The 21,588-nt window shown below is 66.8% G+C and carries 24 protein-coding genes and 1 pseudogene; 9 read left to right on the top strand and 16 right to left on the bottom strand.

Features of this window, described 5'->3' with window-relative positions; all coding sequences use genetic code 11:
• Positions 1-23: 23 nt before the first annotated feature.
• The 7 genes from AC5RU7_RS14945 to AC5RU7_RS14975 form a co-directional block, all read right to left on the bottom strand.
• A complete protein-coding gene (locus tag AC5RU7_RS14945) occupies positions 24-767 on the bottom strand; it encodes a sulfite exporter TauE/SafE family protein (RefSeq protein WP_494011612.1) in 744 nt (247 codons plus the stop codon).
• Entirely contained in the window at positions 768-2,207 is a 1,440-nt protein-coding gene (locus tag AC5RU7_RS14950) for an NAD-dependent succinate-semialdehyde dehydrogenase (protein WP_494052888.1), read from the bottom strand. It lies immediately after the preceding gene.
• Positions 2,208-2,247: 40 nt separating this feature from the next.
• Positions 2,248-3,063: a carbohydrate ABC transporter permease gene (locus AC5RU7_RS14955; protein WP_494011610.1), complete on the bottom strand. Its 816-nt coding sequence runs from the start codon at positions 3,061-3,063 to the stop codon at positions 2,248-2,250.
• Positions 3,064-3,067: 4 nt separating this feature from the next.
• A complete protein-coding gene (locus AC5RU7_RS14960) occupies positions 3,068-4,030 on the bottom strand; it encodes a carbohydrate ABC transporter permease (protein WP_494052889.1) in 963 nt (320 codons plus the stop codon).
• On the bottom strand, positions 4,027-5,313 hold the full coding sequence (locus tag AC5RU7_RS14965; RefSeq protein WP_494052890.1) for an ABC transporter substrate-binding protein: 1,287 nt from the start codon (positions 5,311-5,313) through the stop codon (positions 4,027-4,029). The genes AC5RU7_RS14960 and AC5RU7_RS14965 overlap by 4 nt, the downstream gene beginning before the upstream one ends.
• A gap of 96 nt (positions 5,314-5,409) precedes the next feature.
• Positions 5,410-6,294, bottom strand: a complete 885-nt coding sequence (locus tag AC5RU7_RS14970; RefSeq protein ID WP_494052891.1) for an aldolase — start codon at positions 6,292-6,294, stop codon at positions 5,410-5,412.
• A 41-nt stretch (positions 6,295-6,335) separates the two neighbouring features.
• A complete protein-coding gene (locus tag AC5RU7_RS14975) occupies positions 6,336-7,226 on the bottom strand; it encodes a carbohydrate kinase family protein (protein WP_494052892.1) in 891 nt (296 codons plus the stop codon).
• 138 nt (positions 7,227-7,364) lie between these two features.
• Here AC5RU7_RS14975 and AC5RU7_RS14980 point away from each other — a divergent pair, with 138 nt between their 5' ends.
• The 6 genes from AC5RU7_RS14980 to AC5RU7_RS15005 all read left to right on the top strand — a co-directional run bounded on the left by AC5RU7_RS14980 (position 7,365) and on the right by AC5RU7_RS15005 (position 11,730).
• Positions 7,365-8,507, top strand: a complete 1,143-nt coding sequence (locus AC5RU7_RS14980; protein WP_494052893.1) for a Gfo/Idh/MocA family protein — start codon at positions 7,365-7,367, stop codon at positions 8,505-8,507.
• Positions 8,508-8,578: 71 nt separating this feature from the next.
• Positions 8,579-9,361, top strand: a complete 783-nt coding sequence (locus tag AC5RU7_RS14985; protein ID WP_494052894.1) for a DeoR/GlpR family DNA-binding transcription regulator — start codon at positions 8,579-8,581, stop codon at positions 9,359-9,361.
• Positions 9,358-10,275 carry a 2-hydroxyacid dehydrogenase gene (locus AC5RU7_RS14990; RefSeq protein ID WP_494052895.1) on the top strand — a complete coding sequence of 306 codons (918 nt, stop codon included), beginning with the start codon at positions 9,358-9,360 and terminating at the stop codon, positions 10,273-10,275. Before AC5RU7_RS14985 ends, AC5RU7_RS14990 begins: the two co-directional genes overlap by 4 nt.
• 37 nt (positions 10,276-10,312) lie before the next feature.
• On the top strand, positions 10,313-10,786 hold the full coding sequence (locus tag AC5RU7_RS14995) for an SRPBCC family protein (protein WP_494052896.1): 474 nt from the start codon (positions 10,313-10,315) through the stop codon (positions 10,784-10,786).
• 7 nt (positions 10,787-10,793) lie between these two features.
• Positions 10,794-11,138 carry an iron chaperone gene (locus tag AC5RU7_RS15000; protein ID WP_494052897.1) on the top strand — a complete coding sequence of 115 codons (345 nt, stop codon included), beginning with the start codon at positions 10,794-10,796 and terminating at the stop codon, positions 11,136-11,138.
• A 7-nt stretch (positions 11,139-11,145) separates the two neighbouring features.
• Positions 11,146-11,730 carry a dihydrofolate reductase family protein gene (locus AC5RU7_RS15005; protein ID WP_494052898.1) on the top strand — a complete coding sequence of 195 codons (585 nt, stop codon included), beginning with the start codon at positions 11,146-11,148 and terminating at the stop codon, positions 11,728-11,730.
• On the opposite strand, the gene AC5RU7_RS15010 is transcribed toward AC5RU7_RS15005, so the two are convergent.
• The 4 genes from AC5RU7_RS15010 to AC5RU7_RS15025 all read right to left on the bottom strand — a co-directional run bounded on the left by AC5RU7_RS15010 (position 11,714) and on the right by AC5RU7_RS15025 (position 14,536).
• On the bottom strand, positions 11,714-12,121 hold the full coding sequence (locus AC5RU7_RS15010; RefSeq protein ID WP_494052899.1) for a DUF1801 domain-containing protein: 408 nt from the start codon (positions 12,119-12,121) through the stop codon (positions 11,714-11,716). The two genes, AC5RU7_RS15005 and AC5RU7_RS15010, sit on opposite strands and share 17 nt — an antisense overlap.
• On the bottom strand, positions 12,118-12,981 hold the full coding sequence (locus tag AC5RU7_RS15015; RefSeq protein WP_494052900.1) for a hypothetical protein: 864 nt from the start codon (positions 12,979-12,981) through the stop codon (positions 12,118-12,120). Before AC5RU7_RS15015 ends, AC5RU7_RS15010 begins: the two co-directional genes overlap by 4 nt.
• Positions 12,978-13,688 carry a hypothetical protein gene (locus tag AC5RU7_RS15020; RefSeq protein WP_494011597.1) on the bottom strand — a complete coding sequence of 237 codons (711 nt, stop codon included), beginning with the start codon at positions 13,686-13,688 and terminating at the stop codon, positions 12,978-12,980. The genes AC5RU7_RS15015 and AC5RU7_RS15020 overlap by 4 nt, the downstream gene beginning before the upstream one ends.
• A 239-nt stretch (positions 13,689-13,927) precedes the next feature.
• Entirely contained in the window at positions 13,928-14,536 is a 609-nt protein-coding gene (locus AC5RU7_RS15025; protein ID WP_494052901.1) for a TMEM175 family protein, read from the bottom strand.
• Positions 14,537-14,796: 260 nt separating this feature from the next.
• Between AC5RU7_RS15025 and AC5RU7_RS15030 the strand changes: the two genes are divergently transcribed.
• Positions 14,797-15,174, top strand: coding sequence for a VOC family protein (locus AC5RU7_RS15030; protein ID WP_494011595.1), 378 nt, complete (start codon positions 14,797-14,799; stop codon positions 15,172-15,174).
• Between the two features lie 104 nt (positions 15,175-15,278).
• On the opposite strand, the gene AC5RU7_RS15035 is transcribed toward AC5RU7_RS15030, so the two are convergent.
• The 4 genes from AC5RU7_RS15035 to AC5RU7_RS15050 all read right to left on the bottom strand — a co-directional run bounded on the left by AC5RU7_RS15035 (position 15,279) and on the right by AC5RU7_RS15050 (position 19,257).
• A complete protein-coding gene (locus AC5RU7_RS15035) occupies positions 15,279-16,502 on the bottom strand; it encodes a CBM96 family carbohydrate-binding protein (RefSeq protein ID WP_494052902.1) in 1,224 nt (407 codons plus the stop codon).
• 519 nt (positions 16,503-17,021) lie between these two features.
• Positions 17,022-18,281 carry an MFS transporter gene (locus AC5RU7_RS15040; protein WP_494052903.1) on the bottom strand — a complete coding sequence of 420 codons (1,260 nt, stop codon included), beginning with the start codon at positions 18,279-18,281 and terminating at the stop codon, positions 17,022-17,024.
• Positions 18,278-18,739, bottom strand: coding sequence for a MarR family winged helix-turn-helix transcriptional regulator (locus tag AC5RU7_RS15045; protein WP_494011592.1), 462 nt, complete (start codon positions 18,737-18,739; stop codon positions 18,278-18,280). Before AC5RU7_RS15045 ends, AC5RU7_RS15040 begins: the two co-directional genes overlap by 4 nt.
• Positions 18,740-18,864: 125 nt before the next feature.
• A complete protein-coding gene (locus AC5RU7_RS15050) occupies positions 18,865-19,257 on the bottom strand; it encodes a VOC family protein (RefSeq protein ID WP_494052904.1) in 393 nt (130 codons plus the stop codon).
• Between the two features lie 113 nt (positions 19,258-19,370).
• Between AC5RU7_RS15050 and AC5RU7_RS15055 the strand changes: the two genes are divergently transcribed.
• Both AC5RU7_RS15055 and AC5RU7_RS15060 read left to right on the top strand, forming a co-directional pair.
• The gene (locus AC5RU7_RS15055) at positions 19,371-19,637 is read left to right on the top strand and encodes a hypothetical protein (RefSeq protein ID WP_494052905.1); all 267 of its coding nucleotides are present in this window, start codon (positions 19,371-19,373) and stop codon (positions 19,635-19,637) included.
• Positions 19,638-19,682: 45 nt separating this feature from the next.
• Positions 19,683-20,555, top strand: a complete 873-nt coding sequence (locus AC5RU7_RS15060; protein WP_494052906.1) for an alpha/beta hydrolase — start codon at positions 19,683-19,685, stop codon at positions 20,553-20,555.
• Between the two features lie 50 nt (positions 20,556-20,605).
• Here AC5RU7_RS15060 and AC5RU7_RS15065 read toward each other — a convergent pair.
• Positions 20,606-21,325, bottom strand: a pseudogene (locus tag AC5RU7_RS15065) (helix-turn-helix domain-containing protein).
• Between the last annotated feature and the right edge of the window lie 263 nt (positions 21,326-21,588).

Here is a 21,588-nt window from a genome sequence, read left to right on the forward strand (position 1 = left end):
AGGTGCAGGTGAAATCGTTGGGGTCACCCGGCGGCGTCGAGCACGCCGCGGATGATGGTGGCGGCCGCCCCCAGGTACGCCAGGATGATCAGCAGGATCTGCGCCGCGCGGGCGGGGACGAACCTTGCGGCGGCGTCGCCCAGCACCAGTCCGGCCAGGCAGGCGACGGCGACGCCCACCCACATGCCCCAGGGCAGGGCAGGGAAGGTGGCCGGCGCAGTCACCACCTTGGAGACCAGGGACAGCGCGCCGATCGTGAAGAAGTACGGCTGCATGGTGGCAGCGAAGGACTTGTGCTGCCACCGGGTGGCGATGGAGTACATGCTGACCGCCGGCCCGCCCACGCCGGCTGCCGTGTTCATGAAGCCGCTCAGGCCGCCGGCGGCCAGGAGATAGCGCCGCCGCGGCGGAAGGGTGGCGGATTTGAGGACCAGCAGGACGGTCAGCCCGACGGCGAGGATCACCCCGATGGAGATCTCCAGGACCGCCGGCGGGATGAGCCGGATCAGGAATGCCGCCGGGATGATGCCGAGCAGCGCCGAGGCCGCCAGCCACAGGTACCGCTGCCAGTCGACGTCCCGGACCACGCGGAAGATGATGGCCCCGGCCGTCACAGCGCTGCAGACGTTCACCAGCACTACGCCTTCCACCGGGCCCAGCAGCAGGACCAGGAACGGGGCGGCCACCAGGGCGAAGCCCATGCCGGTGATCCGCTGCATCCCGGCACCCACCACCACGGCGCCCAGCACCAGCCCGGTGGTCAGCACTTACGGCCTCCAGGCCACGTACTGGACCTCCTCGAACTCCTCCAGGCCCAGGCTTGATCCTTCACGGCCCAGGCCTGACTGCTTGACGCCGCCCATGGGTGCGAAGGCCACGGATGGCAGGGGGTCGTTGACGCCCACGATGCCGGCCTCGAGCTGTTCCGGGATCTCCCAGCCGCGCTTCGGGCTGCCGCTCCAGACGTACGCGGCGAGGCCCATTTCGGTGGCGTTGGCCTTCCGGATTGCCTCTTCCTCCGTGGCGAAGGTGACGACGCCGGCCGCCGGGCCGAACACTTCCTCGCCAACCAGCGGGGCGTCGTCGGGAACATCGGCCAGCAGCGTGGGAGCCAGGAAGGACCCCTGGCCCGGCACGTCGGTCCGTTGTGTCACGCGGCGCGCACCGCGATCCAGGGCGTCGTCCACCAGTGCCTGCACGGCGGACACCCGGTCCGCGTCGATGACCGGACCCAGGTCCGGGACCGGCGCACCGCCGTCGGGAACGCCGTGCCCGATGCTCAGGGCATCAAAGCGCGCACCAAGCCGTGCCGCGAATTCGTCGGCGATGCTGTCCTGGACCAGGAAGCGGTTGGCCGCCACACAGGATTGGCCGGTGTTGCGGAGCCGGCCCAGCACGGCGCCTTCGACGGCGGCGTCCAGGTCCGCGTCCTCGAAGACGATGAACGGGGCATTGCCGCCCAGTTCCAGCAATGGCCGGACCACGCGTTCGGCGGCGGAGGCCATGATCTGCCGGCCCACGCCGGTGGATCCGGTGAAGCTGACGGCCCGCACGGCAGGGTGGGACAGCAGGGCCGCGGTGATCTCGCGGGAGGGGCCGTGGACCAGGTTGACCACGCCGGCCGGGAACCCGGCGTCGTGCAGGACCTCGAACAGGCCGGTGGCGGCGAGCGGCGCCTTCTCGGACACCCGGCCCACCACGGTGCAGCCGGCGGCGAGCATGGCGGCGAGCTTGCGGGCCTGGATTGACACTGGGAAGTTCCATGGCGTGAGGCTGAGCGCCACGCCGATGGGCTTCCGGCTGCTGAGGTGGCGGCGGCCCTGCAACTCGGGCGGGCTGATGGTGCCGGTGGCGCGGCGGACTTCCTCGGCGAACCAGCGGAAGTACTCCACGGAGAAGTCCACCTCGCCCTGGGCCTCGGGGAGCCGCTTGCCGGCCTCGAGGGCCAGGGTGTGCGCGAGTTCGTCGCGGCGTTCGGCCAGGAGGTCGGCGGCGTTGCGCAGCAGGTCGGCCCTGTTCCGGGCCGTGGTGCGGGACCAGGACCCGAACGCCTGCGCCGCGGCGTCGGCGGCCCGGGTAGCGTCCTCGCCGGTGCCCCAGGCCACCTCGCCCACGGTGCTGCCGTTGCCGGGGTCCGTCACGTCCTTCGTGCCGCCGGCGGCGTGCCAGGTGCCGTTCACCAGGTGGCCGGCTGATTTCAAATTCACGGATGATGCCTTTCGTTGGGCGGGCAGGAGACCGGGGTGCTCAGCCCTTGCTGGCGCCGGCGGTGATGCCTGCAACGAAGTACCGCTGCAGGAAGACGTACGCCACCACCACGGGCAGGGAGGCCAGGATGACGCCGGCGAAGAGCAGCGGGTAGTCGGTCTGGAACTCGCCCTGGAAGCTCAGCAGCGCCAGCGGCAGGGTGCGGTTGCCGGGGGACTGGATGAACAGCAGCGGGTAGAGCAGCTCGTTCCAGTGGATGACGAACAGGAAGATAGCGGCGGCCGCGATGGACGGTGCGGACAACGGCAGGGCGATGGAGGCGTAAGTCTTCCAGGGCCCGGTCCCGTCAATGGAGGATGCTTCGTAGAGCTCCTTGGGCAGGGTCCGCATGAACCCGCCCAGGATGAAGACGGCGATGGGCAGCGTGGACACCACATTGGCCAGGATCAGGCCAGCCAGGCTGTCCAGCAGCCCCAGCCGGCCGAACAGCACGTACAGCGGCACCATGTTGGCCTGCGCCGGGATGGCCATGCCCAGGACCAGGAAGCCGAAGATGGCCCATGACATGAAGCCCTTCAACCTGGAAATGGCGTAGCCGGCCAGGCTGGCCAGGAACAGGGTGACCGGCACGGAAATGGCGGTGACGATCACGCTGTTCATGAAGGACGATCCGAGGTCCTGGCCGCCGATCACCTCCGCGTAGTTGGCGGGGGACAGGGACTGCGGCAGGCTGAACGGTCCGGCGAAGAGCTCCTGCGTGGATTTGAAGCTGCCGAAGCCCACTACCGTCAGCGGGACGATGATGATGATTGCGTAGATGCCAAGGATGGCACGGCGGCTGATTGAGGCGAGCATGCTGTCATTCCCCCTTCGGGGTCAGCCGGAGCAGCCGGCGCTGGAGCCAGGTGACCAGGGCGATCATCGCCATGAAGATGATCGACTGGGCGGCGGCGTAGCCGAACTCCGAGTTGGCGAAGGTGCTGTAGATGCGGGTGGAGAGGATATCCAGGGAGCCCTTGGGCGGGTTGCCCGCGATGCCCAGGATCAGGTCGAAGGCCTTGAACGACTGCACCGTGGTGTAGGCCACCACGATGGCGGTTGCGGGGGCCACGAACGGCCAGGTGATGGACTTGAACTGCTGCCACCGGCCGGCGCCGTCCATTTCCGCGGCCTCGTAAAGCTCACGCGGGATGGACTGCAGGCCGGCGATGTACACCACCATCATCTGCCCGGCGTGGAACCACACCTGGGTGACGGCCACCCAGTACAGGGCCTGCGCGTTGTTGCCCAGGTAGGAACCCTGCAGGGCGTCCAGGCCCACCGCGCCCAGGGCCGTGTTGGCCAGGCCGAAGTTGGGGTCGTAGATGAACTTCCAGATGAAGGCCACGGACACGGAGGACAGGATGGTGGGGAAGAAGAACAGGGCGCGGAGCAGGATGCTGCCGCGGGAGTTCTTCGTCAGGAGCAGGGCGAGGATCAGCGAGAACGCCGTCTGCGCGATGACCACCAGCAGCATGAACTTCAGGTTGTTGGTCATCGCGTTGATAAACAGTGAGTCGCTGGTGAACGCCCGGACGAAGTTGTCCAGCCCCACGTAGTTGAAGGCCGCGGAGAAGCCGTTCCAGTCCGTGATGGCGTACTGGAAAGCCTGCAGCGTGGGCATCACCAGGAAGAAGGCAATGACGGCGACGGCGGGCAGCGGGAAGAGGTACAGCGCCGGATTCACCCGGGTGGGGGACCGGCGGCGCGCCTTGGCCTCGTCGGCGCCGGTATGGCGGTGCGGCATTTTCCGCTTGGCCGCCGTTCCGGTGTGGGTGCTCATAGCCGCTCGTCAACAATCTTCTGGGCGGCCTCGGCTGCCTGCTCCGGACTGGTACCGGAGATGACGGCCGTGGCGCTGGCTTCCACCGCGTTGCGGACGTCCAGGTTCAGGAACTGGAAACGGGCGGCCAGGGCGGTGTTCTTCTCCAGCCACGGGCTCAGGCGCTTCAGGTCCGGGTTGGTGTACTCCACGTCCTTCACGGACACGTGCTGCGCCGTCTCGTTGGCGTAGTAGGCGGCGTTTTCCGGCTCGGACAGGAAATCGATCCATGCCGCGGCGGCCGCCTGGTTCTTGCTGGCGGAGTTGACGCCCAGGATGAAGGTTGCGTTGTAGACGCCTTCGTACTTGGCATTGCCGTCCGAGGTGTTGGGGAACACCAGCTCGATGGGGAACTGGGCGCCCAGGCCGCGGACCGCCGCGATGTGGTAGGAACCGGTGGCCAGCATGGCGGCCCTGCCCTGCGAGAACAGGTTCTGCGCCGGCTCCACGGCGGTGCCGGTGGCATTGGGCTGCAGGAACGGGACCAGGTCCTTGTACTGGTTGAGCATCTTGATGAACCAGTCGTCGGTGACCTTCAGCTTGCCCTGCTCAATCTGGGCGGCCATGTCGTCCACCGGGCCGTTGTTGGCGATCATGCAGTTGAACAGCTGCCCGCCGTTGCCCACGTCGCCGCCGGGCCAGGAGATGGGCACGACGCCGGAGGACGCCAGTTTCTCGCACATGGCCAGGAAGGAGTCCCAGTCCTTGGGGGCGAGGTCGGCGCCAGCCTTGTCGAACAGGTCCACGTTGGCCATGGGCATGGGGAACACCACCTGGTAGGGCAGGCCCAGGACGTTGTCGCCTGACTTTCCGGCGGCGAGCAGGCTGTCCTCGTAGTTGGAGACGGCCTTGCTGCCCTTGAGGTCGGTGTAAATGCCGGCCTCGGTGAAGTTCTTGAACTGTGCGCCGCGGAAGGTGGCGAACGCGTCGCCGATGGAGCCGCCGCGCAGCTTCTGCAGCGCCTGGGCGTTGTAGTCGTTGGAGGTGGAGATGTCCTGGGCCACCTCCACGCCGTCGTGCATCGCCGCGAACCGCTTGATCAGTTCGTCGAACACTGCCTTGTCCTCGCCGCGCCAGTGGGCGAAAGACACTTTACCGGTGATGTCGCCGGTGGCCGGGGCGGCCGGGCCGGTTGCACCGCCGGGGGCGGTGGAGCCGCCCGGTCCGGCGCACGCTGCCGCGGTGGCGCCGAAACCCAGGGCTCCAAGGACGGCGATGGCCTGCCTGCGTGAAATCTGACTCACAATAGTCTCCTCGTTGAGTGTTGCTGTGCCTTATTTGCTGGCTGGAAGGGGGTCACCTGACGGTGACGGGAATCCCCTGGAGATCGGCGTCTGTGCTCATGCATGCGTGCGCTGGGTGGAGACGACGTCGTCGACCACCGCGCAGAGGCGCTGCAGCCGGCTGACGGCGTCGGTGGACAGGGACTCGACGACGTCGGGGGCGCCGATGCAGGACGCCCAGACGGCGCGTCCGGAGAGGAAGCCGCTGGCGCCTTCCAGGCAGGCCCACCGCACTGCGTCCGGGAACACGTCCTCGGGGACCCCGGAGGACAGGACCACCCACGGACCCTCGATGGCTTTGGTGAGCTCGGCGCAGGCGGCGCGGACCTCGGCTTCGGGGGCCTGGCCCTTGTACGGGACCTCGGCCTTGTACAGGTCTGCGCCCAGGCTGCCCAGTTCCTTGGCGGCTGCCAGGATACCGGCGTTCCAGTCGAAGTCGCCGCCGGCAAGGGGCTTGCGGGAGACGGGTTCGATGATGCTGATCAGGCCGGCGGACTTGCAGCGCTCCACGAACTCACGGACCATCTCCACCCGGCCCTCGGCGGGCTCGTCCGGGCGGTACAGCACCAGCAGCTTCAGCGCCTTCACGCCCAGGGCCGCGTACTTGCGCGGATCCACCAGCCGGTCGATGGTCACCTCGCCCACGAGTTCGCCGTGTGCGGATTCGAAGTGGTCGGCGGAGGCGATGAGGCCGCAGTTCGGGTCCACCACGCCTGCCTCGATGGCCTGGTCCAGGGCGAACTGCCGGTCGATCAGGATGCCGGAGGCGTAGGGGGTGAGGATGCGGGCGGCCTCGAGCTTGAAGTTCCGGAGGTCCTCGTCCGTGACGGGCTGGTCCGTGTGCTCGGCGAACATGTTGCGCATGGCTTCGCGCTGGTCCACGGCGAGCATGGCGAACGCGCCGGACGGGCGTTGCAGCGGGGAAAGGTCTGTGGGGCTCATGGGCTGCTTCTTTCAGCTAGGCGTTGTGCTGGGAACAATGGTTAAGCAGGGACAGGGCTGATGGCCTGGCGGGGGATCATGGAGCGGCCGTCCAGTCCCGCGCAGGATGCTGCGGCGGTGCGGCCGGCGAAGGCGGCGGCATCCACCAGGGGCAGGCCCGCTGCGACGGCGGCGAGGAGGGCACCGTGGTACACGTCGCCGGCGCCCAGGGTTGACACGATGGTGGCCGCGGTGGCGGGAACGTGGACCGGCTCGCCGCCGCGTTCCAGGACCCAGGCGCCTTCGGAGCCGGCGGTGGCGACGACGGCGGAGGCGCCGTCGTCGATCGCCTTCCCCAGGAGGGCCCCGGGGGAGAGGTCCTCGCCGTACGTAGCGCGGAGCCTTTCGATGGTGGGGACGTACAGTGCGACGCCCCGTGGGCTGAAGGACGGGATGGGGTTTCCGGCATCTACGCTGATCTTGAGTCCGTCCGCGCCAACGCCCACCACGGCGTTCCAGCCAAGGTGGTCCACGTGGACCCAGGATGCGGAAGCCAGCAGTTCGGCGAAGCGGCTGCCGGCGGGGAAGCTGACGGGCGGGACAGGGCGGGTGACGATGGCGCGGCTTTCGGTGGCCCGGCTGACCACGATCACGCTGGCGCCGGTCTTGACGGCGGGGTCGCGGATGACGGCGGAGGTGTCAACGCCCTCGGCCTCGAGGCCGGCCACGATCCGGTCGCCTTCCTCGTCGGTGCCCAGGACGCCCGCAAAGGCTGTCCGGGCTCCGGCCCGCGCCGCCGCAACGGCCGCCGTGGCAGCGGGGCCACCGCCCGCCGTCGCAAAGTCTGATGCCACCGTGCGGCTGTCTGCTTCGGGGAAATCCTGCACCAGGGCGATGGAGTCAAGGGTGGCACAACCTACGAAGAGCAGGGTTCCAGTTGTCGGTTGGGGCACGTTCCACCTCGTTGTAGTTTCGGCTGGTACTGAAGAAATATACACACGCTATGTTGGAATAACAACACTATCTGTATAGTTCTGTTTGGGATGCAACGCCGCGGTCCCCCCACTCAACGTAGAGAAACGGAGCAACTCATGTCATTGCCTTCTGCGGAAACGGTCCGGACCATTCGTTATGGCCTTATCGGGGCCGGGCACATGGCCCGGGAACATGTCCGGAACCTTGCACTGATCCCAGGAAGCCGGATCACCGCAGTTTCCGATCCCACGCCGTCCTCCCTGGAAGAGACAGCAAAGGAGATCGGATATGAGGTGCGGACCTTCGCCTCCCATCAGGACCTGCTCGCATCGGGACTCGTGGATGCGCTGGTGATCGCCAGCCCCAACGACACCCACCTGGGAATCCTCAAGGATATCTTCGCCAGCGGCACCAACCTGCCGGTCCTGGTGGAAAAGCCCGTGTGCACCACCGCCGCGCAGGCAGACGAACTCGAACGGCTGGCTGCGGACTACACTGCGCCGGTGTGGGTGGCCATGGAATACCGCTACATGCCGCCGGTGCAGGAGGTCATTCAGGCAGCCCATAACGGCAAGCTCGGCAACATCTACATGCTGTCCATCGTGGAGCACCGCTTCCCGTTCCTGCACAAGGTTGACGCCTGGAACCGCTTCGCCGAGCGGACCGGCGGCACCCTGGTGGAAAAGTGCTGCCACTTCTTCGACCTGATGCGCCTGATCCTGCAGGACGAACCCACCCGCGTCTACGCCAGCGGCGGGCACGATGTGAACCACATGGACGAGCTGTACGACGGCCGGGTCTCGGACATGGTGGACAACGCCTACGTGATTGTGGATTTCAAGGGCGGGAAGCGCGCAATGCTCGAGCTGTCCATGTTCGCGGAAGGGTCCAAGTTCCAGGAACGGATCTCCATCGTGGGTGACGCGGCCAAGATCGAGACCCTCATCCCGGTGGCGGCCAACCACTGGATCCCCGGTGACGAAGCCGAAGCCACCGTGGAATTCAGTCCGCGTTCGCCGCTGGGCCCGGAAAAGCACGAGGTTCCGGTGGACGAGGCAGTCCTGGCCGCCGGCGCGCACCACGGCTCCACCTACTACGAGCACCTGGGCTTCCGGAAGGCCATCCTGGGCGAAGGGCCGGTGGAAGTCACCGTTGCCGACGGCCTGCAGTCGGTCCGGATGGGCCTTGCCGCCGAGCGCTCCATCGCGGAAGGGCGCCCCGTTGAGCTTACGAATGCCGGTGCCGGGGTACGTCATTAAGTAGATTTGGTGTTGGAATTGCAACACCCGGCCAGGCTGGTGTCCGGGATCTAGGCAGGAAAGAAGGGGCCATGAGCATCGCACGGGAAGAGGTGCCGCTGACGTCCCGCCAGCGCAGCATCTTGGACGAGCTCGGCCGGCGGGGGTTCATTTCCACCACTGACCTGGCAGAGAGGTTTGCCGTGTCGGACATGACGGTGCGCCGGGACACCCGGGTGCTGTCCAAGCTGGGACTGGTCCGGGTGGTCCACGGCGGGGTCAGTGCCGTCCACGGGCACGGGCAGAATGCGGACTTTGCCGCCCGCGTCCGGGAGGATGCCGATGCCAAGCTCAGGGTGGCCCGGGTGTGCCTGTCCATGATCGGTGAGCGTGACGCCATCATCCTGGACGCCGGGACCACCACCTACCAGATCGCACACGAGCTCCCCGCTTCCTTCACTGGCACCATCATCACCCACTCGGCTCCGGCCATCCAGCGCTGCCTCCAGCTCACCTCCGCCCGGACCATTTGCCTTGGCGGAGAGCTGCTCCTGGACAGCCAGGCGTTCAATGGCCCCATGACGGTCACAGCCGCGGCCGGCTTGCGTGCCAAGACGGCCTTCATCGGCGTCAGCGGCATCCATGACGAGGCGTTCTACATTGAAAGGGACGTTGAGCGCGCCACTAAGATCGCCCTTATGGATTCGGCAGAACAGGTGGTGGTGGTGGCCACCCACCAGAAGATGTTGCGGTACGCGCTGGCCCGGCTGGCGGGCTTCGACGCGGTGGACGTGCTGGTGACGGACGCGCCGCCGCCGCGGGAAATCGAAACGGCTTTGAGCGCCGCCGGCGTGAAGCTGATGGTTGCCGCGTGAGCGCGCGGCTGCGGGTGTGCCTGCCCGACCAGAGGCTGCTGGACGCGCTCGAGCCCACGGACGGCGTCGACTTTGTCCTCTGGGACTTGACGGGCCCTGCCCCGGAGGGCCGGCTGGACCTGCTCGTCCCGGGCTACATGGGCAAGCCGGCCGCGCTTGCCGCGCTGGAGGGCGTGGACGTCGGGCTCGTCCAGAGCCAGTCCATCGGATACGACGGCGTCGCTGAGGTCCTGCCGTCCGGCTGCGTTTTCGCCAACGCGGCCGGCGTCCATGAGACCTCGACCGCGGAGCTCGCCCTAGGCATGATGATCGCCAGCCAGCGCGGGATCCCGGACTTCGTCCGGAACGAGGCCTCCGGCACCTGGGACAACAGCCAGCGGGCCAGCCTGGCCGACCGGCGCGTGCTGCTGGTGGGCTACGGGGGAGTGGGCAAGGCCATTGAGGCCCGGCTCCTGCCGTTCGAGGCCGAGGTCACCCGGATAGCAAGCCGTGCACGCGAGGACGGGCGCGGAACGGTCTACGGCATCGATTCACTGTATGAGCAGTTGCCGCTGCACGAGATCGTGGTGGTCAGCGTCCCGCTGAGTGAGCAGACCCAGCAGCTGGTGGACGCGAAGTTCCTGGCCGCCATGCCGGACGGCGCACTGCTGGTGAACGTTGCGCGCGGGCCGGTGGCCGATACCGACGCGCTCCTGGCCGAAACCTCGTCCGGACGGCTGCGCGCGGCGCTGGACGTCACGGACCCCGAACCGCTGCCGGCCGGCCACCCGCTGTGGACCACCCCGGGCGTGCTGATCACCCCGCACGTGGGCGGCGCCAGCTCGGCAATGTTCCCGCGGATGGTCCGGCTGATCAGGAAGCAGATCGGGCTGCTGCTGGACGGCAAGGAACCCGTCAACGTAGTTCTCCACTGACCTATCCAGGCGTGGCCCCGGCTCCTAAGCTGGGGCCATGTCCTCATATGAAGTCCGCCGCAGTGCCGTCATTCCTGCCGCCCCCGAAGATATCTTCCCGCTGGTCAACAACTTCCATGAGTGGACGGCCTGGTCCCCCTGGGAGGCCGTGGACCCCGGCATGAGCCGGCGCTACTTCGGCCCGGACTCCGGCGTGGGAGCCGGCTACGAGTGGAGCGGCAACCGCAAGGCCGGCAGCGGGAACATGCAGATCGTCGAGTCGGTGCCGTCCAGCCGCATCAATGTCAGGCTGGAATTCACCAAGCCCTTCAAGGCGCTGAACCCCACCACCTTCACGTTCACGCCGGCGCCGGGCAGCACCGAGGTCAGCTGGGTGATGACAGGTGAAAACAAGGGCCTTCCGGCAAAGCTGTTCTCCCTCTTCGTCAACATGGACAAGATGGTGGGGTCCGACTTCGAACGCGGGCTGGCATCGCTGGCCTCCGCCGTGGCAGCCAAGAAGAAGAGCTAGGGCGGCCGTGGGCGTCGTCGACGATGCACTGGCGGACCTGCCGGAGGCGGACCGCGAGTGCCTGCAGCACGTCATTGAAATTGCCAGGCAACTGGTGCCGGAGGCCACTGAGGGCATGAGCTACGGCATGCCCGCCCTCAAGCTGGACGGAAAGCCGCTGCTGGGAGTGGTGGCCGCCGCCAAGCACCTCTCGGTGTTTCCGTTCTCGCCCGAGGCGGTGGAGGCAGTGGCCGGCCGGCTGGCGGGCTTTTCGCTGTCCAAGGGAACCATCCGCTTCACCGCGGAGCATCCCATTCCGAATGACGTGGTGGAGGACATTGTCGGGCTGCGGCAGGCGGAAATCAGGAAGTAGGGATTCCATGGGAAAGATCATCCTGTCCAACGCCGTGTCCGTGGACGGGTTCTTCGAGGGGCCGGACCGCGACATCAGCTGGCACCGGGTGGACGAGGAGCTGCTCCGGCACTTCAATGACGAGATTGGTGCGATGGGCGGGATCATCGAGGGCAGGGTCACGTACCAGCTGATGGAAGAAGTCTGGCCGACGGCTGACCAGGATCCGGACTCTACCGCGGCCATGCTCGAGTTCGCGGGCATCTGGCGCCGCCTCCCCAAGTTCGTTTTCTCCCGCACCCTCGCCACGGCGGGCCCGAACGCGAAGGTGTTTGCCGGCGTCGTTCCTGAAGAAATCCAGGCACTGAAGGCGGAAGCCGGCGGCGACCTCATCATGAGCGGCGCCGACCTTGCCGGAACGTTCATGCGGCACGGCCTGGTGGATGAGTTCCGGATCTACGTCAACCCCGTGGTGATCGGCCAGGGCCGGCGGGTGTTCCAGTCGCCGGACTTCACCGCGGACCTGGATCTGGTGGAGAGCCGTAGCTTCGGCAACGGGGTGGTCCTGCTGCGGTACCAGCGCCGGCACGGCGCCGTTACGCCCGGCCCTTGAGCTTCCGCCAGCCGCCGGCCCGGTTGTCCGCGACCACCGCCCGGAAGATGTCCAGCAGGGCCTCCCCGTTCACCGGATCGCCCTGGTGGAACGCGATGGTGCGCCCCGTCTGGTTGCCGTGGCCGCCGGTGATGATGTGCTGCGGGTCCGGGGCCAGGCCGCCGTCGTACAGGAACACGTTGACGTGGTCCTTCGCCGCGAGGAGTGCACAGATATTGCCGTTCAGCACGAAGTAGGGCTGCACCGTGCGCTTGATGGTCTCCTCCACCCCGGGATCCGCGGCATGCACCAGGTCGCGGACCTGCCGGCAGACCGCCTGCTGCCACTCGGGGAGAGCGTCAATGTACTGGTCAACGCGTGGGTCCTTGGCGTAGTCCATGGCCAGGATCATCTCCTGAATTCGATGCGGACGGAGTTGTCGTCCGGCAGGACGATCACCGTTCCATTCTCCGGCGTCCAGCCGTCATGGAGGAAGAAGAAGCGTCCGCCGCTAAGCACCAGCAGGCGCAGCCCGTCGTACCGGTAGAGGACCGCGTCCGCGGTGCCAACGTTCACCTCCCTGACCGCGGCCGAGCCGATGCCCAGCGGTTTGGGTGAATACACCTCGGCGCGGGGCATGTACTGCACCCCCTGCCCGTAGTCCACTGCCAGCCGCCGGCCCAGTGCCTGGGCGAAGTCGGCGGTTCCCCAGAAGAGCAGCAGCGTTACGATGCTCAGGACCAGGGTGGTTTCCACCGCGCGCTGCTCGGCGGTGAGGTCCGGGCGTGTGCCGGTCCGGCCCAGCCGGCGAAGATGGACGCACCAGGTGGCCACCAGCACGCCCAACGCCATCAGGTACGGGGTGTAAAGCGCTGCTCTGGCACGCTCCGCGATGGCCAGCAGCAGGCTGGTGCCCACCAGCAGCCCGCTCAGCAGGGCGCCGATGCCGGCCGCCCGGACGATGGCCGCCCGGCCGCGGTCCTCCGCGATGCACCGGCGCAGCCAGCGGTCGAGGGCCAGCCACACCACGGCCAGGACCAGGATGGACACCAGCGGCACGAAGAGCGCGTTGATGCTGATCAGGAGGTAATCCTGCACCGAGTACCCGAACAGGCTCACGTTCAGGCCCATGTGGGCGGCCTGGGCATCCGCGCGGGCCCAGCCGAAGTAGAAGAGCAGCGCCGTTGCCACCGTGAGCGGCGGGCCGACGGCGGCGACCACGCCAAAGGCGCGCGACCAGGAGGAACGCTCACCGCCACTGCCCTCGGTCATGGTGCGGTGCCCGACGGCGGCAGGCACGTGCGTGGGTCCGCGTAGTCCAGGGTGACGGTCCCCTGCACCGGATAGTCGGCGTCGGCCACGGCAACGCTGACCGTGACGGGGCCCGCCGCTTCAATGGGCGGGGCCAGGAAGTAAAGGTCGCCGGGCGGATAGTTGAAATCGTCCGGGCTGTTCCGGAACCCCACGGCTGCGATGGCCGTTCCCACGCTGACGGACCGGATCGACCCTGGCGGCAGGCCTTCAAGGGTTCCCACCAGGACGAGCGCCGCGCCGGCGCACACGGGGGCGGGCGGTGAGTTCCGCATATCGTCCTCGAGGAACTTGAGGTCCGCGGGGCAGGCCGTGCCCTGCCTCGGGACCAGGGTGAACGGCACGGCCGGGTTCTGCCGGCGGAAGCCGGCAATGTTCTGCAGCACTTCGTAGGCAGCCATGGACCAGCAGTCGGACGTTGCCAGGGTTGGTGCGGGGATCGTGGCGAGGGCCGCGGCGCCACTTGCCCAGGCGGCCTGGTCGCCGTTGAGGCCCTGGCACAGCGTCGGTGCCAGCTCCAGCATGGTGGTTGCTGTGGCGGGATCTCCCTGGGTGGTGCAGTTCAGGCCTTTCAGGTCCACGTACCAGACGGGGTCGCCGCGCCCCACCGGGCCGACGGGCAGCCAGTCGAGCACCACGGCCTCCGGCGCCGGTGGCTGGTTGGGCACCGGGGGACCCGGCGGTTGTGGGGGTGGCAGGTTTGGGGACGGAGCGGAAGAAGGGCTCAAAGAAGCCGTGGCGCCTGTGGAACTTGCGGAGCCTCCGGAAGCCGGGATCCCGCCGTCGTCATCGCTGGCGAAGCAGGCGGGCAGAAGCAGCGCGAGGACCGCCGCCCATGCTGGGGCGGCCAAGCGGTGCAGGCCCTCGTTCACTGCCGCATTATGCCGCGGCAGGCGTTACTGCGCCGTTACTGGGCGGCGGCCGGAGAGCGGCGAGCTGTGAGCCGCCGGATCAGGAGGGCAGCGGGGATGATCAGGAACCACAGGAACGGGGTATTGCTGCCCAGCACGAACGCTGCCGGGATGCTGAGCAGGAACACCGCGGGGGCCGTGAGCCTGGCCAGGAACACACGCCGGTGCTCGACGTCGTCCACCGTGTCATCGGTCAGGCCCTTGCGCCAGGCGTAGGTCCACATGCCGGCGAGCGTCAGGTAGACGCCGGAGATGGTGGCGGCGTACAGCACGCTGGGCCATGGACTCGGGTTTCCGCCGTAGTCGCTGAGGACGGCGGTGGGCGCGGGGAGCATCACGATGAAGAACAGCAGCAGCATGTTCAGCCACGCGAGCTGCGGGTTGAAGTCCCGGATGCGGAAGAAGTCGTTGTGGTGGGACATCCACACCCGCGCGATGATCAGGAACGAAAGCGCGAACGCCAGCAGTTCCGGAATTGCGCCCGCCAGCTCGGCCGCCAGGCGTTCCGGCGGGATGCCCAGGGGCAGCTTGAGGTCCAGCGCCAGGAGCGTGAGGGCGATGGCGAACACCGCGTCGCTGAAGAAAACCATGCGTTCGAGCGGCACCGATTTATCCACGCCAAGACCCCCTGAACCGAAACACCGATGGCCACATTTTGCCCTATTTCGCTGGCGCTGATTCGGTTCCATAATGGCTTCGTAAGCTTCGGGGACTCCCGCGCTGATGATGGCTGGCGCAGCGGTTCGGATCCCAGGTGGCCGCCCCGGCAGTCGGCGCAAAGGGCGGGCACGCGGCCTGTCCGGAAACGGCACGGCCGGCACAGGGGGAGAGCATCGCCATCAATGCGCAGCAAGGAGATTCGACCATGCTCAAGGATCTGGACGTTATGGCTGTACTGCCCGCCAAGGACATCAACAGGGCCCGGGAGTTCTACCGCGACAAGCTGGGCCTTGAACCCGTCCAGGAGATGGGCCCGGACAACCTGCTCTACAAGTGCGGCAACAGCACGTTCTTCATCTACCAGACGGACAATGCCGGCACCGCAAAGAACACCCAAATGGGCTGGGTGGCCCAGGACTTCGACCGCGAGGTTGAGGAACTGCGGAGCCGCGGCGTGGTCTTCGAAGAGTATGACCAGCCCGGCCTCAAGACCGAGAACGGCGTCGCCACCATGGATGACGTGGGCAAGGGCGCCTGGTTCCTGGACAGCGAGGGCAACATCCTCAACATCTCGTCCATGTAGGTTCGGGTACACAAAGCAGTACGACGCCGGCACTTCCCTCCCCGGCACCCCTTCCCAGGGTGCGGGGATGCGGAAGTCCGGCGTCGCCGTCGTGCCCGGCTCTTCTAGGCGGTTGCGGCTGCCGCATACACACGGACCCAATCCACCCGCATCTCACCGGCGCCATTGGCAGTGCTGTCCGGGAACCAGTCCAGTTGCAGGGTTTGGTGCATCGGGCCGGGAGGCTGATGTGTTGGGTCGTAGTCCTCAAACCACTTCACTCCATCGACATAACCGACGATCCCCCTCGGTGACCAGTCGACCGCGTAATTGTGGAACTGGCTGACATCAATAGGCCTGATCGCCTGCGTCTGCAAGTTCGAACAGCCATAGTGGTGGAAGAACTGTATGACGTTCCAGTCGCCGGTGGTCTCCGCGTAGTCAACTTCGCCGTCGCACGGCCAATTCTCGCTGTCCGGCCACAGGATGGATACCAGATGGTATTCGTTGTCACCTGATCCGGCCGCGCGGACTTCCCACCGCCCGTACTTCTGGTTTGCAAACCTCGCGCCCATTCCTGCGGTCGTGCCATCCGGGGTCCCATTCATGACCATCTTGGAACCGTCGACGGTAACCTGTTGCGGGCTCCGTATACCGTTACCCGCGTGGCCGGGGCTGTTGTAGACAATCCACTTCGTGGCGTCCGGCCCGCCCGCGTAATTGAATTCATCACCGGCCACCGGCGCGCCCCAGCCGTGGACTACCGCCGCCTCGGTTGGCGGTGCCGTAGCGGGTCCCGTGGTCACCACCAGTTTTGGACGCCGGGCGGAATCCGGAGACTCCTTCGACTTGAAGCCGATCCACTTCTGTGCGTTGCTTTCCAGCTTGAAGTTCTGTTCGCCACCCGTTGGGCTTACGCCTTTGGTAACGTCCCATTCCACCCAAGAGCCGTTTGCGAACCCGCCAACCTTTCCCAGCCATGTCCCTCGAGCCGGGGCGTTATTCCAGGTGACGCCCCGTTCGGTCCAGCCGCCAGACGTAGTAAACACATCCACGAACTCACTGGAAGATGCGGAGGCCTCCGAGAATAACCGGAGCTTGGCTGAGACAACGCGTTCGCCAGCGGGAACCTGGATATTGAAGCGTAGTAGTGTGTTCCGCCAGATGTATGCCCTGCCCTCGGTGGACAGACGAATGCTGGTCCCAAAGTTGGTGGCTGCCCTGTCCGCCTGTACAAAGGCGTCCATGGCCAGTGAGGTGGTCGCTGCGGCGTGGGCCGATAGCGGAGTGAGAATAGCGGTTCCAACCAAAATGGACGAAGCAGCCGCCATGAATTTACGCCAGAACATCAGCCCGGCCCCTATCAAAACGATAATTCCTGTTAAAACAGTTATTCCACGCGACACAATTCCGGTGTGAGGAAAAACTGGAAAGTCGGGCACTGCCGCAACCGCGGATTGGCCACGCCTAATGAACGCTGCTCTGGATAGCCGTCATTGCAGGCGGCCCAAGCGCAGCAGGAATTATCGAGCCGACTCGGTGCGGCGCTTGCGGCGAGGACGGGGGCCTTACTAAGCCATCGGACTTAGCTTGCATTTTCTTGGCTGTTTCTATTGAGGCTTCGATGTGTCCAACTGGTTAAAGCCAGCGTCGATCCCCAGAAACAACGATGGCTAATTCCAGATACGCACAGGGTAGACCTGGAGCGGAAGAACGCACAACGATCGTCTGTACCTAATTTCAGGCAATGGGCAATAACCCCTATACCTAAACCGGGAGTGGACAATAACCCCTATACCCAAGGACGCCGGGCCATCGTCAAGGCCCTCCACCAGCCGGAATTCAGCGCTTGGCTGAGGCAGCCAAGGTTAGATGGCAGGCTCACGATTGCCAGTGAACGCTATCCGGAGGGCGCCGCGGAAGGTCAGCCGGCTCCTGCGGCTGACCACGACCACCGCCGCAAGCCCGGTCAGCAGGACCACGATGCCGCCCGCCGCCACGGACCAGCGCGCGCCGAACTCGCTGCCGATCCAGCCCATCAGCGGCGCGCCCACCGCCGTGCCGCCCTGCAGGACGGCCAGGTAGAGCGCCAGCACCCGGCCGCGGAACTGCGGCTCCACGGAGAGCTGGATGCTGGTGTTGCAGCTGTTCAGGAAAGTGATGGACGCCAGGCCCACGGGGATCAGCACGGCGGCGTAGAGCCAGAACGACGGCGACACGCTGCCCAGGAGCGTGAAGGCGCCAAGGCCCAGCGCCCCGCCCAGCAGGAACCGCAGCCGGGGGCCGGACCGGCGTGCGGCGAGCAGTGCGCCGGCGAGCGTGCCCACCGCCATGATGGAGCCGAGGAGGCCGAATTCCCCCGGTCCCACGCCGAACTCCGTGGTGGCCATCAACGCGTTGGTAATGGGGAAGTTCATGCCGAACGCGCCCAGGATCCCCACCAGGACCATGATCAGCATCAGGTCCGGGCGTCGCCGGACGTAGTTGACGCCTTCGGCCACCTGGTGCTTGCTGCGTTCGGCCCGGACGGTCGGGACCAGCGCGGAGGTGTTGATCAGGAACAGCGAAATGATGACGGCGGCGTAGCTGGCCGCGTTGAGCAGGAAGACCGGTCCGGTGCCCACCCAGGCGATGAGGACGCCGGCGATGGCCGGGCCGGTGAGCCGGGCGGTGTTGAACGAGGCGGAGTTCAGGGCCACGGCGTTGGAGATGTTGTCCTGGCCCACAAGTTCGGACACGAAGGCCTGCCGGGCGGGGGCGTCGATGGCGCTGGCGATGCCCAGGCAGAGGGCCGCCAGGTAGGCGTGCCAGAGTTCGGCGGTGCCGGTCACCACCAGGAGCCCGATGGCCAGGCCGGTGATGCCCATGGCCAGCTGGGTCCAGAGCAGGATCCTGCGTTTGCGGTAGCGGTCGGCCAGGACGCCGCCGTACGGGCCGAGCAGCAGCATGGGCAGGAACTGCAGGCCCGTGGTGATGCCGACGGCGGCCCCGTCGTGGTTGGTGAGGACGGTCAGGACCAGCCAGTCCTGGGCGATCCGCTGCATCCAGGTGCCGATGTTGGACACCAGCGCGCCGCCGGCCCAGATCCGGTAGTTGCGGTTTTCGAGGGCGCGGAACATGGCGCTCATCGGCCGCTCATCTCCTGCATGATGCGGGCGGCGCGGCTGAGGATACCGCGGTCCTCTTCGCTGAGTCCGGCCACGCGCTGCGCCAGCCAGGCGGTGCGCTGCTCCCTCGCCTCCGCGAGGACTGCCTTTCCGGCGTCGGTGATGTCCACGCGGACCTGGCGGCCGTCGTCGGGATGCGGCGCCCTGGTGACGAAGCCCTGGTCCGCGAGGGCGTTGACGATCCGGGTCATGGACGGCGCCTGCACGTGCTCGCTGTCCGCGAGGGCGCGCAGGGTGCTGGGGCCGTCGCCGTTGAGGAGGGCCAGGACGGTGTACTGGCCGGGGGTGATCACCTCGCCGGTTGCCTCGACGCGGAGCCGGCGCGAGGTGCGCATCACGGCAGTGCGGAGGTCGATGGCGAGGGTGTCGGGGGAGGTGGGGGCTGCCTGGGCGTGGTTTTTCGTTTGGCTGGCGGTCATCTGGTCGGGTGCGCCTCCTGGGCGGTAATCGTTAGCAGTGCTAATTAGTTCTGCTAATGATTATGCTCCTGGATGGTTGCGCAGGGCAAACATTTGTGAGCAGCACGACCAGGGCTGCCTTGAGGCTAGGAGTGGTGCGCCTCGCGGATGTCCGACGGCGTTTCCTCCTGCAGGACCCAGCGGTTGCCATCCGGATCGCTGACATGTGCAAACAGCACGCCGCCCATGTTTTGGATGTCGCTTATGTCCGCGCCTCGGGCCCGGAGTTCGCCGCGGAGGGCGGTGAGGTTTGGAACTACCAGTTGAAGGCCCTCGAGGGTGCCTGGCTCCATGGCGGTCATGCCGGTGCCGATGACGATCGACGCTGCCGATCCGGGTGGAGTCAGCTGTACCACCCGCATTCCGGGGATGTGTTCAACATCGTGGTCAAGGACGAAGCCCATCTGCTCCACGTAGAACGACTTTGCCTTGTCGACATCCGACACCGGCACCTGGACAACTTCAAGGCGCATCTGCATGCGGTGACTCTATCGTCCGCCTACCTGCTGACGGAACTGCCGGCCCGCTGTATCCACGCGGCCTCTGCCTGCGTCAAACTGGAGGCCGGTCCACCGACGAAAGCAGGTTCCCCTTGATCACTCTTCAGCAGGACGCGGACGGCTTCGTCCGGATGACCCGGCACTACCCGGCCAGCGTCCGCATCAGGATTGCCTTCGCTGACGGCAGCACGGGGGAGTTCTCCGGGCAGGCACTCAACAAGGCCTATGACGCGGCACTGGCGGAGTTCAGGGCGAAGAACGGCCTGGACGCGCGGGGATACGACCGGACAAAGGCCGGGCGCAAGAACCCCGGCAACAAGGTGGACTATGTTCCGGTGCATCCCGGCATGGGGGAGTAGGGGTACGTCCGCGAGTACCGCCGGTCCTCAACCAAGGGAGTAGCCATGGCACCAACCGCCGCTGCTGTACTGCATGACGGCAGCACCATTCCCGTCACCATCCAGGGAGGCGGGCCGGACCTCCTGCTGCCGGTGCCACTTGCCGGGCATTCGCCGGAGGAAGCCGAAACCATCCTGCAGTGGGGCGCTGATCCGGACCTGGGGCCGAACCTGGTCCAGGGGCTTTCCGCGGCGAACCGTGTGATCGCCGTGGACTACGAGGCGCACCGGATGGCCTTCCCGGCCCCGGACACGCTGACCCCGGAGAATGTGACCGCCGACCTGCTTGCCATCGCCGACGCCGCGGGGGCAGCCACTTTCGCCTACTACGGCTACTCCTGGCTGGGACTGTGTGGTCTCCAGCTCGCCCTCCGGACTGACCGGCTGGGTGCGCTTGCCATGGGAGGGTTCCCTCCCCTCGAAGGACCGTACAAGAGCATGCTGGCCGTGACCCGGGCTGCCCACGACGCAGCGGTACGGGACGCGGCCGCCTGGGCAACGGGGGAGCTGCCCGTGCCCGCCGAGGTTGAACCAGGGGACTGGGACTCGGCCTCCATCCAGGCCAACGAGGACCAGACGCGCCAGTTCCTCACCCTCTATGAGGTTCTCCAGGATTTCGACGACGCCGCGGCGCTGGTCCCGGCCGGCCTGCCCCGGTTGGCGTTCGCCGGAGCCGAAGACCGGATTGACTACTCGCCGCAGTGGGGCGGCGTGCAGGTGCGGATCGGTGACCCGCTGGCCGCGCATGAGCATGAACTCGTCGAAGCCGGCTGGGACGTCCAGGTCCTGCCGGGCCTGGACCATCTCGGGGCGATGCAGAGCTCTGTTGTCCTGCCGCTGCTCAAGGACTGGCTCAGGAAAGTGGGCTGGGCAGCCTGAACCCTCCGGGTTTGTCCTGCGGAAAATGCTATGGTCTACGGCGCTTTTCGTCAGGCGCGTTCCACCGGCAGCCATAATTCGCAGGTTGCCGTGCTGAAGTCGGGGGCGCGGCCAGTATGCCCACGATGGAGGGCCCGGGCCTCAGCCGCCACGGGTTGGAGGGGAACCAGTCGGCGGCGGTCGCTGCCCTCCGTGTAGTCAGGGTCCACGTCCGCGCTCACCTGCAGCAGCCCTGCAGGTTCCGTGTTGCCCAGTGCCTTGAGGCGGAGATGTTCGGATTCAGGCAAGGAAGCGATGTGCTCCTGGATGTACGGATTGACGCCGTGGTGGATGAGCGGAACGCGGGCTGAGTGGCCCACGAGCCGGAAGGCGGGCTTGTCTGCGATGCGGGTGTCCATGGGTTTGTTCCCTTCTACGGTCAGGCGAAACCTGAGCTGCGGTTGTGTGCGAAGGGGGCCGCCGTTGCGGCGGACCTCGCCAGGGCCGGCACCATGCACGGCCCGGAAGGCCCGGCTGAATGCCTCCGCTGAGCCGTAGCCATAGCGGACCGCAATGCCCAGCAGGTCGCCGCCGCCCAAGACATCGGCCGCGGCAACTGCCATCCGGCGCCGCCGCACATACTCTGACAACGGCATGCCTGCCAATGACGAGAACATCCTCCGCAGGTGGTACTCGCTGGTGCCGAGACTGCCCGACAGGCCGGCAATGTCCAGCTCCTCAGTCAGGTGGTCTTTAATGAGCCCTACCAGCCGGTTAAGAATTCCGATCACGGTTCCCCTTTCCCCTCAATCCTGCTTACCGGCACAGGCTCCCGCCCCACTATCCGTGCCCGATTCAATCGGCTCCGATCCCAGCCGTCCACTGTGCTGCAGCGCACAGGAAGCATTTCGACGGCGGGGGGTTGTCTGGGTGGGTTGGTGGGTGGTTTTGGCGCGGGTTTCCGGGGTTTTGGTGGGGTGGTGGGGCCGGGTTGCGGTGGGGTGGGTGGGGGTGTATTGTTTTCTGAGTCGCCGCGAGGGAGACAGCGAAGAGC

Source organism: Arthrobacter sp. K410C, assembly GCF_059090105.1.

What these genes read in the sequence shown, in the direction of transcription:
- AC5RU7_RS14970 (WP_494052891.1), bottom strand. Translation starts at nt 6,294, where the DNA reads ATGAGCCCCACAGACCTTTCCCCGCTGCAACGCCCGTCCGGCGCGTTC.
- AC5RU7_RS15035 (WP_494052902.1), bottom strand. Translation starts at nt 16,502, where the DNA reads ATGTTCTGGCGTAAATTCATGGCGGCTGCTTCGTCCATTTTGGTTGGA.
- AC5RU7_RS14980 (WP_494052893.1), top strand. Translation starts at nt 7,365, where the DNA reads ATGTCATTGCCTTCTGCGGAAACGGTCCGGACCATTCGTTATGGCCTT.
- AC5RU7_RS14960 (WP_494052889.1), bottom strand. Translation starts at nt 4,030, where the DNA reads ATGAGCACCCACACCGGAACGGCGGCCAAGCGGAAAATGCCGCACCGC.
- AC5RU7_RS14995 (WP_494052896.1), top strand. Translation starts at nt 10,313, where the DNA reads ATGTCCTCATATGAAGTCCGCCGCAGTGCCGTCATTCCTGCCGCCCCC.
- AC5RU7_RS15045 (WP_494011592.1), bottom strand. Translation starts at nt 18,739, where the DNA reads ATGACCGCCAGCCAAACGAAAAACCACGCCCAGGCAGCCCCCACCTCC.
- AC5RU7_RS15010 (WP_494052899.1), bottom strand. Translation starts at nt 12,121, where the DNA reads ATGATCCTGGCCATGGACTACGCCAAGGACCCACGCGTTGACCAGTAC.
- AC5RU7_RS15015 (WP_494052900.1), bottom strand. Translation starts at nt 12,981, where the DNA reads ATGACCGAGGGCAGTGGCGGTGAGCGTTCCTCCTGGTCGCGCGCCTTT.
- AC5RU7_RS14955 (WP_494011610.1), bottom strand. Translation starts at nt 3,063, where the DNA reads ATGCTCGCCTCAATCAGCCGCCGTGCCATCCTTGGCATCTACGCAATC.
- AC5RU7_RS15030 (WP_494011595.1), top strand. Translation starts at nt 14,797, where the DNA reads ATGCTCAAGGATCTGGACGTTATGGCTGTACTGCCCGCCAAGGACATC.
- AC5RU7_RS15050 (WP_494052904.1), bottom strand. Translation starts at nt 19,257, where the DNA reads ATGCAGATGCGCCTTGAAGTTGTCCAGGTGCCGGTGTCGGATGTCGAC.
- AC5RU7_RS15005 (WP_494052898.1), top strand. Translation starts at nt 11,146, where the DNA reads ATGGGAAAGATCATCCTGTCCAACGCCGTGTCCGTGGACGGGTTCTTC.
- AC5RU7_RS15060 (WP_494052906.1), top strand. Translation starts at nt 19,683, where the DNA reads ATGGCACCAACCGCCGCTGCTGTACTGCATGACGGCAGCACCATTCCC.
- AC5RU7_RS14985 (WP_494052894.1), top strand. Translation starts at nt 8,579, where the DNA reads ATGAGCATCGCACGGGAAGAGGTGCCGCTGACGTCCCGCCAGCGCAGC.
- AC5RU7_RS15040 (WP_494052903.1), bottom strand. Translation starts at nt 18,281, where the DNA reads ATGAGCGCCATGTTCCGCGCCCTCGAAAACCGCAACTACCGGATCTGG.